Genomic DNA, 15,263 nt, shown 5'->3' with positions numbered 1-15,263 from the left:
AGATAAAGCACAGCTTTATCGGGGTGAGGTTAAGCTGTACCTCATTCTTATTAGGAAACCCTATGTACCAACTACTGAAGATTATATATTTTTGTCATTTGCATTACAATTAAATATTTTATCATTGTGAAATTCTTGACAGACAAATATTATATTTAGGTTTTTTTGTATTTTATATAATGCAGGAATAGATACATTATGGAAATATTTTTTTGCTAAATAACTAACTTTTAAAATTTTAATTATTATTGTTTTGACAATTCATAAAAATTTACCTAAGCTAAAAGATAGATTAGGCAAATCAACAAACGACAGCGATTTGGTTTAGCTACATCAAAAATTGCTGTTGCAGACTATGAACATGAGGAAATTAATCGCAACCAAATTTATTCACTGTAGGCAAGTTTACCAGATTTGGCTACAAAAAGCTAAGACATGATTAAGCGTATTGCACCGCGCAGATATTGAACAGATTCTAGTCAATTATGGATGGATACTTGTGGTGAGATTAGTGAGTATCCATCAATCATTGAAGTTTGACCAAAGTGCGGTAAATATGTCCAGGAGAAGACAATGCTTGAGTATTTTACATCTTTGAACGACCATAATTTACCCTATCCAGATACGATTCATCCCATCGTTGTCCACTTCGTAATTGCGATGGTATTGTTTTCCTTTTTCTGTGATGTAGTTGGCTATTTTACTGGTAAAGCCAGTCTTTTTGAGGTGAGTTGGTGGAATATGTTAGTTGCCACGATCGCCATCTTCGTCGCGATCATTTTTGGTCAGTTTGAAGCGGGTTTAGCACAACCTTACAGCCTAGCTAAATCGGTGCTGAATTTGCATACGCTGATTGGTTGGTCGCTTTCGGGAATCATCACGGCGATTACAGCTTGGCGCTATGTAATTCGTGCCCGTAACCCGCAAAAAGTACCAATTTATTATTTGGGAGCCGGACTAGTTTTAACTTTGATAGTTGGCTTGCAAGTATATCTCGGAGATGAACTTGTTTGGGTGTATGGATTGCATACAGTGCCAGTTGTGGAAGCAGTAAAGGATGGTCTGTTGCGATGAACTCAGAACTGATTGACCAATTGACCCGCTCTCTAGGCGCAAACGGATTACCTTACACAATTCCCATTCATCCCAACTTAGTCCATCTGACAATAGGTTTGTTCATCATTGGGATGACCTTTGATATCGTTGGTGTTTTGTTCCCCTTTGAAAAATGGGTCTTCAAATTTTTGGCAATTACTGTGGAACGTGACAACTTATTTGATGTTGGCTGGTACAACATGCTAGCTTGCAGCATCATTACATTTTTCACGGTGGCAGCAGGCTTTTACGAAATGCTGTTGGCAACACCACCAGCTGATATGAAAAGTGCCTGGGGATTGCAGGCAATGGAAACTATGCTTTGGCATGGTATGGCCGGTGTGTTCTTATTAGCGCTGATTGTTGGCATGACCATCTGGAGAGGATGGCAACGCTTCGTTTGGGGCAAACAAGCATATAAACAGACAGATAGAGAAGTGCAATGGATCTATCTGTTCGCAGGCATAGCAATCATGTTCATTATGTACATCCACGGCACACTAGGAGCGCAACTAGCCACCGAATTTGGCGTACACAATACAGCAGATAATTTGCTGCGATCGCACCAAGACCTCAACACAACACTCAAATGAGTCATTAGTCAATTGTCCTTTGTCCTTTGTCATTTATTTAAAGTTATTAACCAATGACTAATGACCAATGACCAATGACTAATGACCAATGCCCAATACCCAATGACCATGAAAATCCAGAAGATTTTAAATATTTTGACGCTGCTTACAGGCGCGATCGCAGTGACTGCTATGAGTCTCTGGATCGGCAAGCAGGCTTACTCCTGGCTTCCTCCCCAAGCAGCGGCCGAATCCCAACTAATTGATGATTTGATTAGCTTCTTAGTAACCCTCGGTGCCTTCATCTTCTTGGGAGTAACAAGTACTCTGATGTATTCTGTGATCTTCCATCGGGCAGTCAAAGATGACTTTACCGACGGCCCCCCAATTGAAGGTAATATCACCTTAGAAGTTGTCTGGACAGCAATCCCAATTCTGTTAGTGTTTTGGATTGCGGGCTACAGCTACCAAGTTTACGAACAAATGGGGATTCAAGGCCCATCAGAATTAGTTCACCTGCATAATCCACTGAGAATGGAATCGGCTCATGCAGAACCAAAAGATTTACCAGCTAACGCCTTAGCAGAACCCGTTGAAAAAATCGACGTACTGGCCAAACAGTGGGCGTGGGTTTTTCATTACCCAGAGACAGATGTTACCAGTACCGAATTGCATTTACCTCGCGATCGCCGGGTACGTTTAGCGCTGCGATCGCAAGACGTTCTCCACGGCTTCTATATACCTGCATTTCGCCTCAAGCAGGATATTATTCCCAACCATGCGATCGACTTTGAATTTACTCCTATCCGCCCCGGACAATACCGATTGACCGATTCCCAATATAGCGGCACATATTTTGCGACGATGCAAGCGAATGTAGTCGTCGAATCTCCTGAAGATTATCAGCAGTGGCTAGCACAAGCTGCAACCCAAAAGCCATCTCCAGCAAATAATCAAGCAGCTTCTGAGTATGCTCAAACATCCCATCAATCAGTCAAAACTGGTTGGGTAACAGTTCCACCTGCTGCACCTCCTCTAGTCAATTCTCCTGGTTGAAAGGAAAGTAACCGATGACTAATGTTCCGATTGAAGGTATCCTTCTCCCTAACGAGAAGCCCAAACACGAATCTTCGGGTAACTGGAAAGAATACTTCAGCTTTAGTACTGACCATAAAGTTATTGGTATCCAGTATCTCGTTACCTCCTTCTTCTTCTTTCTCGTCGGCGGAATCTTTGCGATGGTGATGCGGGGAGAACTGCTAACACCCGAATCAGATTTAGTCGATCGCACCGTCTATAACGGGATGTTCACCATGCACGGCACTGTGATGCTGTTTTTGTGGACATTTCCCTCACTGGTTGGTTTTGCTAATTATTTAGTGCCACTAATGATTGGGGCGCGAGATATGGCATTTCCCCGCCTAAATGCCGTTGCCTTTTGGATGGTGCCAGTAGTCGGAATTCTGCTGATGGCTAGCTTCTTAGTCCCTGGTGGCCCAGCCCAAGCCGGTTGGTGGTCTTACCCGCCCGTCAGTCTCCAGAATCCCACAGGTAACTTAATTAATGGTCAAGTTCTCTGGCTCTTAGCGGTGGCAATATCCGGCGTATCCTCAATTATGGGAGCAGTGAACTTTGTCACCACAATCGTGAAGATGCGGGCCCCAGGAATGGGCTTCTTTCGGATGCCCTTGTTTGTCTGGGGAGTATTTAGCGCCCAGATTATCCAACTATTCGGACTACCTGCACTGACAGCAGGTGCGGTGATGCTGCTACTTGACCTCACAGTTGGCACCGCCTTTTTTGACCCTAGCAAGGGTGGGAATCCAGTTATGTTCCAGCACTACTTCTGGTTCTACTCCCACCCCGCTGTTTACGTGATTATTTTGCCCGTTTTCGCGATTTTCTCGGAAATCTTCCCGGTTTATTCACGTAAACCTCTATTTGGTTACAAAGTAGTCGCTATTTCATCCATCTTGATTGCAGGAGTGAGCGGCATTGTTTGGGTACACCACATGTACGTCAGTGGTACATCAGGCTGGATGCGGTTGATTTTCATGCTGACGACAATGTTTGTATCTGTCCCCACGGGAATTAAAGTATTTGCTTGGGTAGCAACTATTTGGGGCGGTAAACTGCGGCTAAATACCCCCATGCTATTTGCTTTGGGCGGATTAATCATGTTTGTCTTCGCAGGAATCACAGGCATCATGCTTTCCTCCGTGCCGGTTGATGTCCACGTTAACAATACCTACTTTGTAGTAGGACACTTCCACTACGTCCTCTACGGCACAGTGACGATGGGCTTATTTGCTGCCATCTACCACTGGTTCCCCAAAATGACCGGGCGGATGTACTCCGAAAGCTGGGGTAAAATCCACTTCTGGTTAGCCTTCATCGGCACCAACCTCAACTTTTTGCCCATGCACCCCTTAGGATTGCAAGGGATGTTACGCCGAGTTGCTTCCTACGCCCCAGAGTATCAATTCTGGAATGTCATCGCTAGCCTCGGTGGATTTCTCTTAGGAATGTCCACCTTGCCCTTCATTTTCAACATGGTGATTTCTTGGATGCAAGGCGAGAAAGCACCTGATAATCCTTGGCGGGCAATTGGATTAGAGTGGTTAGTTTCTTCACCCCCTCCAGTAGAAAACTTTGAAGAAATTCCCATCATCATCTCTGAACCCTACGGCTACGGCAAATCAGAACCGTTGACAGCTAATCTACGCGAAAACAGTCACTCAACATTGACAAGCGCAGACTGACTTTTATTTGGGAACCAAAACCCTTTTAAAATCTCGTTTCCAGGTAGAACCTGGCAATCCTCTTCATTGGGCTGCTGCCGCGAGTAAGAAAGGCGGCAGCCCTCCTGTGGGCATTCCCAGCCTCTGGTTGGGAACGAGGGAATGAGGCAATTACACATCGCAGTCTGCAAGGTAAAGGAGAATTCCACTAATGGACAGTTATATCAATTCAAATGATTTGCACCAGACAAGCGCAGAACACAGCCACGACGAAGAAGGCAACAAAATGTTTGGCTTCATTGTCTTCCTACTGTCCGAAAGCGTTATCTTTTTAAGTTTTTTCGCCGGATATGCAATCTACAAAACAACAACTCCTAACTGGCTACCAACTGGTGTTTCTGGACTAGAAGTAAAAGAACCGGCAATTAACACAGTCATTCTCGTCGCCAGTAGCTTTGTAATTTACTTAGCAGAACGCGCCCTTCAACGCCATGACTTAGTGAAATTTCGCCTGTTTCTCTTGGCAACAATGGCGATGGGAACTTACTTTTTGGTTGGACAGGCGATTGAATGGAACGGCCTCACCTTTGGTTTCACCTCCGGGGTATTTGGTAGTACATTCTATCTACTAACAGGCTTCCACGGTTTGCACGTTTTCACAGGTATTCTGTTGCAGTTGATAATTTTGGTACGTTCTTTCATACCTGGCAATTATGATACAGGTCACTTTGGCGTCAATGCAACCTCGTTGTTTTGGCATTTCGTCGATGTTATCTGGATTATTTTGTTTATCCTGATCTACGTTTGGCAGTAAAGATTAGACTTTTTGTGAGAATACAGTCTAACGATATTTAGAATCACAGATGCACACAGATTATTCATCGGTGTGCATCTTTGTTTATCTGTGGTTTCATTATTATAAATTCGTGGACGATTGAGGGTTTAAGTTTAAACGCTCCAGGGGCGCAAAATATAGCGCAGAGGAACGCAAAGTTTGTTTGAGTCTATTCGCTATGAACTTAGGCAAAGCTGTACTTCGTACTATAACTTGTGCATTTTTGTGAAGTACTTCCATAAATAAATTATCTTTTATTTATATTTTGCAGGACTTACGCATTGACAATAAATAGTAAATATGTGTAACGTGAATAACCACATCTTTCGTAGGGGTTTAGCATTGCTAAACCCCTACAGCATGGTCTATTTACGATCAAAAAATAATTAATCTCTTTTTGCCATCAGGCAAAAAACTGAGTCAATAAAATCCTTTATGGTTTTTGTGGAAGTAATTTTGACTGTCCTGTATGTCTGGGTGAGGGTTATATGTTTTGCCTAATAATTAAGCACACCCTTGTCTTGGGCTGTTTCGGCAAAAGTTAGACTACCTCTGTTTTTGGCAAAGGTATTGTTGGTATTGAGTTAATTTAGTCCGCTCTGGTGATAGGGCGGCTTAATGATTTTGTGAAATGCGTAAGTCCTGTGATATTCCTGTTTCGTAGGCTTAGCCAGCCGCAGGCATCGCTGCTGAGTCTCTCGATTGGAAGATGAATTTATACTCCAAGCTTCAGTAATGTAAGGGGAGGGTACAAACAGGCTGACTTCGAGTACGCTTTGTGTACGCCAAAAACATAGCTACAAACTTCCTTCTGAAGGCAACATCATGGAACGCATTGCGTATTTAGGACTAGGTATTATGGGCAGTGGCATGGCAACCAACTTGCTCAAAGCGGGCTACGATGTCACAGTTTGGAACCGTAACCCAGAATCCTGTAAACCTCTGATTGAACAAGGTGCAACACAAGCACAAACACCAGCACAATCTGTGGAAAATGCTGAAGTGATCATGTATTCGTTGGCGGATGATCAGGCGGTTGAAAATGTTGTCTTTGGACAAGATGGCATTTTATCGAAAGTGCGCTCGGGACAAATTGCGATCGATACGAGTACAGTTCATCCCGACACATCCCGAAGAGAAGCCGCAGCTTATGCCGAAAAGGATGTTGAATTTCTGGATGCTCCCGTTTTCGGCAGTAAAAACGAATCTGCATCTGGAGGATTGTGGTTTGTAGTCGGTGGTAAACGAGACGTATTTGAGCGAGTCAAACCGATTTTGTCACCGTTAAGCGAAACCATACATTACCTGGGTGACACTGGCAAAGGAGCTGCGATGAAACTCGTCGGTAACTCACTTGTGGCAACCCAAATCGAAGCGTTAGGGGAAGCGATAATTCTGGCGACTAAAGCCGGACTAAATCCGAAAGACGTTCTTGATGTATTGCATGTGGTGGATTTTCGCTCTCCGCTTTTTGATGGCATAGGTAAGATGCTGGTGAATCGTGATTTTACACCGAGTTTTGCCTTAAAACATATGCTTAAAGACGCCAATTTAATCGCTCGATTCGCCCAAGATTTGAATTCTCCAACGCCTGCTGCCGCAATGGTACGAGAAACACTTAAGGTGGCTGTCAATCAAGGATGGGGGGAAGAAAATGCATCTGCTCTGATCAAAGCTTTGGAGTTAGAAGCTGGAGTAACTGTTGAATCATAACTCCAAAGGAGCCTCACCTCTACCCCTGCTCTTAAGCAAGCTACGCATAGCGTCTGGCAGAGAAAGAGTTCCTGCTAAACTCTTTTGGTACTCCATCTGTTGTAATCATTTTGAACTCGCTTGATCCATTTTCTCGATGCAGTCTACTTGGGAGCATCTCACTTTCCTAGAAAGCTCTTTAAACCTCACCCCAACCCTCTCCTTAGTAAGGAGAGGGAGCAGAAATCTCGTTTCACCCCTTAGCAAAGAGGGACTAAGGGGGGTCGATTTAGGGTACATTTGCAAAACTGAGATGCTCCCGTCTACTTCTTTGTCAAACTAAATAACTTGTGTTCGGCACGATCGCAAAGAAGGCATACTCATACCAAGCAGTCCAAATAAAACTGCGAATCCATCGCTGACGCTTTTCGGGACTCAATTCATATTCAAAGGCCCCACGAGATACATCAATGGAAGATAGATGAGAGTTGCAACCGCAGCCGTGTTGATAAGTAAAACCGTATTTAGAAGCAATACTTTGCACCTTCATCTGAATAGCAAACACCTTACCTGCATGGAGTATGGCATCCCAAGCACGTTTGTGTTCGATATCGCGCTGATCAAATCGTAAGGCACGTTCTTCAAAAACATGATCGCGGTAAATTGGTGCTAGATGCACATGATAGAAGCTGGCAGGTAGTTCATAACCAAACTCGTTAAACAAATCTATACCAATGCGAGCCACTTTTACTTCATTAGCATACTCTGTACCCTTTGACTCCACATCACGGAGAATTTCTGCAAAGTTCGGATAGCTGTGTTTGAGAAAGTCCTGCCCAAAAAACTCTAGAGTTTCCCATGCCAGTTGGGTAAATAGCTGCGAAAATGAGGGTATCAAGTGAGCTAGTTGGGGGCGATCGCTAAACAAGTCAACATCACCATGCTCTAATTTGTATAAGAACAACTGTGCCATCTCAACATAGCTTTGGGGATGGTCAAGTCCAACACTCGCGCTTCCTCTAGCAATGTCTTGCCATGTAGAAGGTAGTTGAGAAACGTGAACCGCATTTTCTCCAGCAATGACTGCAACAGGAGGACATTCGAGAAGTTGCATCGACAATCTCCTTTAAGACTTTAATCTGTAATTTACCGTAAGCGATCGCCAAGTATATCTTCTAAACACAATTAAAAATGTATGACAGACTGTCTTTTGACAGCGATATCTACTGTCAAGGCCGAAAAGTCAATCTAGCATTTACAGAAAAGCACAGATCCAAATCAACATTCTGCAAGTTTCTGGCACTTCAATCAAGCCAATCACTGAGAAATTCAACTTGATTGTGCATCTGCTCGGCTGATTTTGTTGCCAACAGCGCCAAGATTCCACGTATCTGCTCACCCACTGAAAACCGCTGTTGCTGCATCAGCAGTATACCTGCATGAGGTTGTCCGCGTGTAACAAACTCGGTGTGCAAACGGTAAAAGTCTCGGACATTGCCGCTGTATATCACCCTGCCTTGCTCTGTCGCCCATATAAGCTGCTCGTCATCGGGGTATCTTAATCGATTTGCCTCCAAGCTCGTCATTACATTTATGCCCCTCTCTCTTAAAGCCTGCACAATTGCCCGACGGTTAGAATCCTCGTCGGTATACAGACGAATTTGACTCACGATTGTTTGCTATATCTGTGCAAGGCTAGGAGGCGATCATATTCAGCTTCATCTGCTGCAATGTCCACATCGATTTCATTTTTGTTGGCGTAGTAATGGGTTAATGCCGCATAAACCTGCGCCAAGTTTAAATGCCCTATTTCATGGGCAATTTCTTCTATGCTATGACCCCCGTTATGCCAAATTGCAATTCGACGAACGGTAACTCCTGTGCCTGCAATCAAAGGAGTACCCCCATGAATTCCAGGATGAGAGTCAATCAAACTACCAATGTTAACTGCTACAGCCAAAGTGTTTTCCTCTACACTCAATGCTTTTATAAGGATCGTAGCTTAATCTGATCGCAAGAGGGCGAAGGAATGGGTAGGTCAAAATTTGGCAAAAGGCGATCAGCGATCGCCTAGAGCAGTTTAAAATATAGCTGTCCTACTACACCCCAATTTTCTTATATATTTTCTCACCTTTGATTATCTCCTCATAGTATTGCTCATAAGGCGTGAACCTGATGGATTCTTGTCTTCCTAAACCCAAGATGCCAAAGGTGCAGAGGCTATTATAAAACAGTTCGTGTACCCGCTTTTGAAGTACCTGATTGAAATATATGAGGACGTTACGACAAAGGATAACATTAAACTCATTAAAAGAACTGTCAGTTGCTAAATTATGTTGCGCGAAAACAACGTTTTCTCTTAGAGATGCTCGAAAAATCGCGTTATCATAAGCTGCTGTATAATATTCTGAGAAAGACTTCTTGCCGCCTGCTTTTAGATAAAGGTGAGTATATTCCTGCATCAGTTTCAGAGAGAAAATCCCACTTTTGGCATTTTGTAATACCTTCTCGTTCGTATCAGTGGCATATATGCGGCAACGGTGGTAAAGTCCTTCTTCTTGCAGTAAAATTGCCATTGAGTAAACTTCTTCACCAGTTGAACATCCAGCGTGCCAGATGCGAATAAACGGATAGGTTTGCAAGAAGGGGATAACTTGATTTCTGAAGGTGTTATAAAAGCTGGGATCACGAAACATGGATGTTACATTCACCGTCAGAGCAAGCAAAAATCGTTCCAAATAGGCACGGTTATGGAGTAACCGTTCTTGCAATGCCGAAACATTTGCTAACCCCTCTAAGTTCATGAAGCTCTGAATGCGGCGCTTGAGTGAGGAAAGAGCATAATCACGAAAGTCATAACCGTAGTACTGATACAGTCCTTCCAAAAGCAGATGTATTTCGATGTCCTCCAAGGTCGGTTTGGGCAAAGCCATAATATTTATAATTCATAATTAATAATTCATAATTCATAATTATTACCCCAGGCATGAATGGGATTTTTGAAATAATGATGCTGGACTTTGGGTAATTTCCATAAATCAATTTAGTTGCTCTTTAGCATCATTTAGGGATTAGAAATTAATAATTATTTACTCATAGAAGAATTATTAGATACGTCATCAACAAAAATAATGATCACCACAAGCGTACTCCTACGGTGAAGTGAGCTACGCACAGCAAAGGCACTTTAACTACACAAAGAAGAGGTACTCCTGCAAAGAAGTAAGCTACGTGCAGCAGAGGCACCCGAAGATAGAAATAGAGAAGATGTTCACAAACAATTTAATCTTGCTCTAAAACCCAAGTAAATTTTACGCCTAAAATAGCTTGCTGAATCAATTAAATTTGATTGCGCTGCTACTTATGGGTTTCAATTTAACCAAGTCGCTGTTACTACTAAAATAGCGATCGCTGTTATTGAAATCCCAGCTAGCCATCTGACCTGGTAGCGCAGATTTTTAATCTCTTGGCTCAGACTTTCTCTCTGTGGTATGGAATATGGTTCCAGTTGTACAACTTCGATAGCTACTTGTTGGGGTGTATTTTGGGGTTTTGCAAAAGAGACCTGCGTGTGTAGCCAATTAGTAATCAGTTGGGGACAGTTCTTTTTAAACCAATTTAAAGCTAAGGTTTTAAAAACTGGTTTTGACATTCGAGCAATTAATTTCATCAACCTATTTAGGGGCTTCAAGCGAAGCTTTTGATTGATCAGATTGACTGAACCAACATCATAGAGACAATCCAGAATTAGTTTCACAGTGGCTTCTTCACTGTTAATCAAGTTTTGCAGTAAAAGCAGAACATCATGCATCCGCTCTGCTTCCTTATACTTTTCTGCCAAGTTTTCTGGAGGACTTGCTGAAGGACTTACGGTTGTATTTAGGGTGTTTTGTCTTACTATCGTCATATTGGTAACATAGCAGCCATAATAATGTAAGTACACCTATCTACCGAGAGAAAGATTTTTTATCTAGAGAGAGAATCTAAAAGCCAAAATTTGTTTGTGAGACACATGACTATATCGTGTCTGTAAAAAGGCTATTTGTCTAGTTCCCATGAATCTTTTATTTACTTTTGGGGAAATAAAATTTTTTCTGGAGATGCTAATACCTCAATTTGTGCAACTACTCGTTCTAATTCCTCAATAATTACAGTAGTTCCAGTCTTCTTGAAGGCATCCACAAGCGCCCGATAATACCAAAGAGTTCCTTCTTTACGCCCCTGAAAACGTTCCCAAACTGATTCGCCCAAAACACGATAATCTTTGAGAATAGACTGGGCGTTGTAAAGTTTATCCGCTAATGACACGAGCAGTACTGATGGGGAAGCGGTAGGAATATGAGCAATGTATGCCTCCTTGCGCTGTCGCCAAGGCGGTTTTGGAGTTGTATCAGTGTCAGTACAACCATCGACAATTGCCGTTACATTATCACCAAAGCGGTGGCGAATTTCTGACCGGGTTGCAGCGCCACCTTGGTCTTCGATCGCATCGTGTAAGAGGGCGGCGATCGCTTCATCTTCATTTGCCCCGTATTCTAAAGCAATACTGGCGACACCTAATAAATGGGCAATGTAAGGAACACCTGAACCTTTACGAACTTGGTTGGCGTGCAGTTGGGTAGCGTAGGTGAGGGCTGCGGTAAAACGTTCTGAGAGCATTGTATAAAATGAGTTAAGAGAACTCTACCTCATCAAGGGTTTGTGTCAATTTTATAACAAACCTGATATGACGATGCGCCAAACCAAAATTCGATTCTAAATTAGGCTGCGAACTTTTTTTATTAAACAGATTTTAGCGAAAGTTCATAAATAAACAATATAACTACTAAATTCTTTTATATATTCAATCTTTCTTTTGAGTGATATCTGACGACAACGTTCTGCATATACGCCTTAAAAACTCTGGATAGAAAAGCAAAATTTTTGATTATTTATAAATAATGTAATTCTACTTTTAGATAGACAAAATTTAAATCTATATTCCATCGCCAGATAGATAAAATTTTGATAATAGTTTATTAATGTGAATCAAAATATGCTATTTACAGCTTAAAAATAGGACGCTAATAAATTCAGGATACTAATAATGGAAACTACAGAAACAACGCCAACAAGTTCAACACCTTTCCCAAATATTCCACCAGTTATTGAAAGTAACGATAGTGAGTATCGTGATAGCGGCGTACCTAGCACAGTTGCGATCGCAGGACATCCCCTACACCCCCTGAGTGTGATCTTTCCCATAGCCTTCTTAGCCGCCGCTTTGGGAAGTGACATCGGCTACTGGTTAACTCATGATTTCTTTTGGGCTAGGGCTTCGCTATGGTTAATCGGACTCGGATTAGCTGGGGGCATTCTGGCAGCAGCGATCGGCCTCAGCGACTTTTTGAAAATTGAACGAGTTCGCAAGCGCACCGCCGGTTGGGCGCATTTGATACTTAACGTTTCTCTACTAGTTTTATCACTCGTCAACTTTCTCCTGCGTTTGGGCGATGCTGAATCCCGAATAGTACCTTGGGGACTCTTACTCTCGCTGATTGTCGGTACGCTGGTTAGCATTTCCGGCTGGTTCGGTGCCGAACTCTCTTATCGCCACAAAATCGGTGTAGTGGGTGCTGGTAGCAGAAGATATCCATAACCAAATAATTCGTAACTCGTAATACTTCGGCTGCGCTCAGTACAAGTTCGTAATTCGTAATTTAAAATACCTCGTTCCCAGTCTCTGACTGGGAATGCCCATTCAGAGGCTCCGCCTCCTCTACAAGCAACACAGCCGATATGGCCCTAGAACCTAAAAACAAGATTTTCAAATAGCGGTGCAGAGGCTAAAATTTTGCTTAGTCTCTAAGCTCTGAGAAAATGCGCCAAAACCGTAACCAAACAATATTTATTATTCTTTCTGTGCTCATCATTGTACCGATGGGCTTTTTGTTTAAGTATTACACTGGGGCTGCCCATGAGTGGTTTAATGACTACGGAGCCGCTATATTTTATGAAATATTTTAGTGTCTATTCGCATTTTGGTTTTTCAGAAGTCAGGCGGCGGTAATCCAAATTCCGATATGGGTTTTTGTCATCACTTGTATACTAGAATTCTTGCAACTTTGGCATCCGCCACTATTAGAGGAGATTCGCGCCACCTTGATAGGTAAATTGTTACTTGGTACTTACCTTTGTTTGGTGGGATTTTCCTCATTATGTATTGGGTTCTGTTTTAGGTTGGTTGTGGCTGCGACAATTATACGGAATAGGTTATGCAAAAAAAAGTCAAGGTTAAACCTAATTCAAAACAGCAAAAGATTGAAGAACAACCTGATGGCAGTCTGATTGTGTATTTAAAATCGCCCCCAGTTGATGGTAAGGCGAATGAAGAGTTAATTAAACTACTAGCAGAGAAATTTGATCTAAGCAAATCTCATATCAGAATTAAGTTAGGTTTGTCCTCTCGGCAAAAGCTGATAGAAATTGATACAGATATTTAGTACAACACGGCGTAAATAGACCACCGATTTCAAATCAATACAACTCTTGGAGAGGCTGCGCCAACGGCAAGTCTTACAGTGAGCTTTGCCGAACTGCTGAGTAACCATGAAACGCTTACGCTGTATTCATTTTTAATTATGAATTGTTTAAGCTTGTGTAATACTGATATATCTGGGTTGAGCTTTGACTTTTTCTATCCAAGCTTGGATAGCAGCAAATTGTGTTAAATCAAATCCACCTTCATCAGCTACATGAGTATAAGCGAACAAGGCGATATCAGCGATCGTGTAACGCCCTCCCACAAAAAAAGTGTGAGAAGTTAAGTGTTTTTCCATCAAGTTAAGTGCTGCATAACCTGGTTCACATTTTTGCTTGATAGCTTCACTATATTCTTCAGTTTTACCTAAAATAGAAATCAAAAATCTTGATGCAGCAATAAAAGGTTCATGGCTATACTGTTCAAAACATAACCATTGCAGCACCTGCGCTCGTAAAAATCGATCATAGGGTAAAAATTCTGTGCATTCACTCAGATACACCAATATGGCATTTGATTCTGCCAAGTATTTCCCTGGCTTAATTTCCAGAACGGGTATCTTACCGTTAGGATTTTTACTTAAAAATTCTGGTGTTCGAGTCTCGCCTTTCAAGATGTTAAGCTCTACCCTCTCAAAAGGTATACCTAGTTGTGTCAATAAAAGACGTATCTTATAACCATTGCCAGAAGGTAAAAAATCGTACAAACGCAGTAGTTCCATGCTAGAATTGAGTTAGGAATATGTTGATAAGTGAAGGTTCAAAATACAACATTTTACCAAAATATTTTCCCAAAACCGGATAATTGTTTTTATATTTAGCTTCTGAGTACTAGATAAAATCATTCGATAAAATAAAAAAAGTATTATTTATTTCTAGATTGAGACGTTTAATTTAGTCAGTGGTCGAGAATAAAAGTATGTGTGGAAGATTTACTCTAAACCAGTCGGGAGCAAGTTTAGCTCAAGTTTTCCAAGTTGAGCCAGTTGCGGATTTAGCAGCAGAATATAACATCGCGCCTACGCAAATGGTGGCAACAGTGTTACAAAATCCCGAAAGCGAAAAGCGTGAATTTAAGCAGTTGCATTGGGGATTAATTCCGTCATGGGCAAAAGATACAGGAATGGGGGCAAAGCTGATTAACGCTAGGGCAGAAACTGTTGCCGAAAAACCCGCTTTTCGTTCGGCTTTTAAACACAGACGCTGTTTAGTGCTAGCTGATGGCTTTTATGAGTGGCAACGCCAACAAGGCAAAAAGCAGCCGTTTTATTTTCGCCTTCAAGATGGCCAACCCTTCGGCTTTGCAGGTTTGTGGGAGAAATGGCGTTCGCCTGCTAACGAAGAAATAATCTCTTGTACAATTTTGACAACGGCAGCTAACGAATTACTCCAACCTATCCACGAGCGGATGCCAGTGATTTTAGAGCCACAAGATTACGATTTATGGCTAGATTCCCAAGTGCAAACGCCCCAAACCCTACAGCAGCTATTACGTCCCTATCCAGCGCCAGCAATGACTGCCTATCCAGTTAGCACCTTCGTGAACAACTCTCGCCATAATAGTCCGCAATGCATCATACCCCTTAGTGAGAAGAATGCACCCCCAAATCAGTTAAATTAGCTATTGAGTGTGCTAGATAGTCTTTATAGCGCGTATACATACTATAATGCACCCCCAAATCAGTTAAATTAACTATTGAGTGTGCTAAGGGATTGGCGAGATGAGGGAGATGGGGAACAAGGGAAGAAAAACTATTGATTATTGCCCAATGCCCCATACCCAATGCCCAATGCCCCATGCCCCATGCC

The 15,263-nt window shown here is 42.3% G+C and carries 16 protein-coding genes and 2 pseudogenes; 10 read left to right on the top strand and 8 right to left on the bottom strand.

Annotation, left to right across the window (positions count from 1 at the left end):
- Nucleotides 1–573 precede the first annotated feature (573 nt).
- The 6 genes from HWQ41_RS28635 to HWQ41_RS28610 all read left to right on the top strand — a co-directional run bounded on the left by HWQ41_RS28635 (nt 574) and on the right by HWQ41_RS28610 (nt 6,956).
- Entirely contained in the window at nt 574–1,074 is a 501-nt protein-coding gene (locus tag HWQ41_RS28635; protein ID WP_292770609.1) for a DUF2231 domain-containing protein, read from the top strand.
- A complete protein-coding gene (locus HWQ41_RS28630; protein ID WP_292770607.1) occupies nt 1,071–1,688 on the top strand; it encodes a DUF2231 domain-containing protein in 618 nt (205 codons plus the stop codon). The genes HWQ41_RS28635 and HWQ41_RS28630 overlap by 4 nt, the downstream gene beginning before the upstream one ends.
- Nucleotides 1,689–1,796: 108 nt before the next feature.
- On the top strand, nt 1,797–2,723 hold the full coding sequence (locus HWQ41_RS28625) for a cytochrome c oxidase subunit II (RefSeq protein WP_292770611.1): 927 nt from the start codon (nt 1,797–1,799) through the stop codon (nt 2,721–2,723).
- 14 nt (nt 2,724–2,737) lie between these two features.
- Nucleotides 2,738–4,429: a cytochrome c oxidase subunit I gene (gene ctaD / locus HWQ41_RS28620; protein WP_292770605.1), complete on the top strand. Its 1,692-nt coding sequence runs from the start codon at nt 2,738–2,740 to the stop codon at nt 4,427–4,429.
- A 190-nt stretch (nt 4,430–4,619) separates the two neighbouring features.
- The gene (locus tag HWQ41_RS28615; RefSeq protein WP_292770603.1) at nt 4,620–5,222 is read left to right on the top strand and encodes a heme-copper oxidase subunit III; all 603 of its coding nucleotides are present in this window, start codon (nt 4,620–4,622) and stop codon (nt 5,220–5,222) included.
- Nucleotides 5,223–6,068: 846 nt separating this feature from the next.
- Entirely contained in the window at nt 6,069–6,956 is an 888-nt protein-coding gene (locus tag HWQ41_RS28610) for an NAD(P)-dependent oxidoreductase (protein WP_292770601.1), read from the top strand.
- Between the two features lie 313 nt (nt 6,957–7,269).
- Here the strand turns inward: HWQ41_RS28610 and HWQ41_RS28605 are convergent, their stop codons facing one another.
- From HWQ41_RS28605 to HWQ41_RS28580, 6 genes are all read right to left on the bottom strand, one after another.
- A complete protein-coding gene (locus HWQ41_RS28605; protein ID WP_292770599.1) occupies nt 7,270–8,049 on the bottom strand; it encodes a hypothetical protein in 780 nt (259 codons plus the stop codon).
- 190 nt (nt 8,050–8,239) lie between these two features.
- The gene (locus tag HWQ41_RS28600; protein WP_292770597.1) at nt 8,240–8,605 is read right to left on the bottom strand and encodes a DUF5615 family PIN-like protein; all 366 of its coding nucleotides are present in this window, start codon (nt 8,603–8,605) and stop codon (nt 8,240–8,242) included.
- Nucleotides 8,602–8,895: a DUF433 domain-containing protein gene (locus HWQ41_RS28595; protein ID WP_292770595.1), complete on the bottom strand. Its 294-nt coding sequence runs from the start codon at nt 8,893–8,895 to the stop codon at nt 8,602–8,604. The genes HWQ41_RS28600 and HWQ41_RS28595 overlap by 4 nt, the downstream gene beginning before the upstream one ends.
- 139 nt (nt 8,896–9,034) lie before the next feature.
- Nucleotides 9,035–9,868 (bottom strand): protein-glutamate O-methyltransferase CheR, encoded by an 834-nt coding sequence (locus HWQ41_RS28590; protein ID WP_292770593.1) that lies wholly within the window; start codon nt 9,866–9,868, stop codon nt 9,035–9,037.
- Between the two features lie 437 nt (nt 9,869–10,305).
- Nucleotides 10,306–10,842, bottom strand: a complete 537-nt coding sequence (locus tag HWQ41_RS28585; RefSeq protein ID WP_292770591.1) for a hypothetical protein — start codon at nt 10,840–10,842, stop codon at nt 10,306–10,308.
- A 161-nt stretch (nt 10,843–11,003) separates the two neighbouring features.
- A complete protein-coding gene (locus HWQ41_RS28580) occupies nt 11,004–11,594 on the bottom strand; it encodes an HD domain-containing protein (RefSeq protein WP_292770589.1) in 591 nt (196 codons plus the stop codon).
- 427 nt (nt 11,595–12,021) lie between these two features.
- On the opposite strand from HWQ41_RS28580, the gene HWQ41_RS28575 reads away from it, so the two are divergent.
- From HWQ41_RS28575 to HWQ41_RS28565, 3 genes and pseudogenes are all read left to right on the top strand, one after another.
- Nucleotides 12,022–12,573: a DUF2231 domain-containing protein gene (locus HWQ41_RS28575; RefSeq protein WP_292770587.1), complete on the top strand. Its 552-nt coding sequence runs from the start codon at nt 12,022–12,024 to the stop codon at nt 12,571–12,573.
- Nucleotides 12,574–12,794: 221 nt separating this feature from the next.
- Nucleotides 12,795–13,212 (top strand): annotated as a pseudogene (locus HWQ41_RS28570) (DUF2809 domain-containing protein).
- Nucleotides 13,190–13,417 carry a DUF167 domain-containing protein gene (locus tag HWQ41_RS28565; RefSeq protein WP_292770585.1) on the top strand — a complete coding sequence of 76 codons (228 nt, stop codon included), beginning with the start codon at nt 13,190–13,192 and terminating at the stop codon, nt 13,415–13,417. The pseudogene HWQ41_RS28570 and the gene HWQ41_RS28565 overlap by 23 nt, the downstream one beginning before the upstream one ends.
- Nucleotides 13,418–13,564: 147 nt before the next feature.
- Here HWQ41_RS28565 and HWQ41_RS28560 read toward each other — a convergent pair whose 3' ends face one another.
- Complete coding sequence (locus HWQ41_RS28560) at nt 13,565–14,176, bottom strand: glutathione S-transferase family protein (RefSeq protein ID WP_292770583.1); 612 nt, start codon at nt 14,174–14,176, stop codon at nt 13,565–13,567.
- Between the two features lie 197 nt (nt 14,177–14,373).
- Here HWQ41_RS28560 and HWQ41_RS28555 point away from each other — a divergent pair, with 197 nt between their 5' ends.
- A complete protein-coding gene (locus tag HWQ41_RS28555) occupies nt 14,374–15,075 on the top strand; it encodes an SOS response-associated peptidase (protein WP_292770581.1) in 702 nt (233 codons plus the stop codon).
- Here HWQ41_RS28555 and HWQ41_RS28550 read toward each other — a convergent pair.
- Nucleotides 15,038–15,263, bottom strand: a pseudogene (locus HWQ41_RS28550) (hypothetical protein); the annotation flags it as partial. The gene HWQ41_RS28555 and the pseudogene HWQ41_RS28550 sit on opposite strands and share 38 nt — an antisense overlap.

Source organism: Nostoc sp. NOS(2021), assembly GCF_017115025.1.
Classification (GTDB): domain Bacteria; phylum Cyanobacteriota; class Cyanobacteriia; order Cyanobacteriales; family Nostocaceae; genus Nostoc.
This window is presented reverse-complemented; position numbering and strand designations above follow the sequence as displayed.

Excerpts from the sequence above, each read along its gene's own strand:
- HWQ41_RS28635 (WP_292770609.1), top strand. The coding sequence starts at position 574 with ATGCTTGAGTATTTTACATCTTTGAACGACCATAATTTACCCTATCCA.
- HWQ41_RS28630 (WP_292770607.1), top strand. The coding sequence starts at position 1,071 with ATGAACTCAGAACTGATTGACCAATTGACCCGCTCTCTAGGCGCAAAC.
- HWQ41_RS28625 (WP_292770611.1), top strand. The coding sequence starts at position 1,797 with ATGAAAATCCAGAAGATTTTAAATATTTTGACGCTGCTTACAGGCGCG.
- ctaD (WP_292770605.1), top strand. The coding sequence starts at position 2,738 with ATGACTAATGTTCCGATTGAAGGTATCCTTCTCCCTAACGAGAAGCCC.
- HWQ41_RS28615 (WP_292770603.1), top strand. The coding sequence starts at position 4,620 with ATGGACAGTTATATCAATTCAAATGATTTGCACCAGACAAGCGCAGAA.
- HWQ41_RS28610 (WP_292770601.1), top strand. The coding sequence starts at position 6,069 with ATGGAACGCATTGCGTATTTAGGACTAGGTATTATGGGCAGTGGCATG.
- HWQ41_RS28605 (WP_292770599.1), bottom strand. The coding sequence starts at position 8,049 with ATGCAACTTCTCGAATGTCCTCCTGTTGCAGTCATTGCTGGAGAAAAT.
- HWQ41_RS28590 (WP_292770593.1), bottom strand. The coding sequence starts at position 9,868 with ATGGCTTTGCCCAAACCGACCTTGGAGGACATCGAAATACATCTGCTT.
- HWQ41_RS28585 (WP_292770591.1), bottom strand. The coding sequence starts at position 10,842 with ATGACGATAGTAAGACAAAACACCCTAAATACAACCGTAAGTCCTTCA.
- HWQ41_RS28580 (WP_292770589.1), bottom strand. The coding sequence starts at position 11,594 with ATGCTCTCAGAACGTTTTACCGCAGCCCTCACCTACGCTACCCAACTG.
- HWQ41_RS28575 (WP_292770587.1), top strand. The coding sequence starts at position 12,022 with ATGGAAACTACAGAAACAACGCCAACAAGTTCAACACCTTTCCCAAAT.
- HWQ41_RS28565 (WP_292770585.1), top strand. The coding sequence starts at position 13,190 with ATGCAAAAAAAAGTCAAGGTTAAACCTAATTCAAAACAGCAAAAGATT.
- HWQ41_RS28560 (WP_292770583.1), bottom strand. The coding sequence starts at position 14,176 with ATGGAACTACTGCGTTTGTACGATTTTTTACCTTCTGGCAATGGTTAT.
- HWQ41_RS28555 (WP_292770581.1), top strand. The coding sequence starts at position 14,374 with ATGTGTGGAAGATTTACTCTAAACCAGTCGGGAGCAAGTTTAGCTCAA.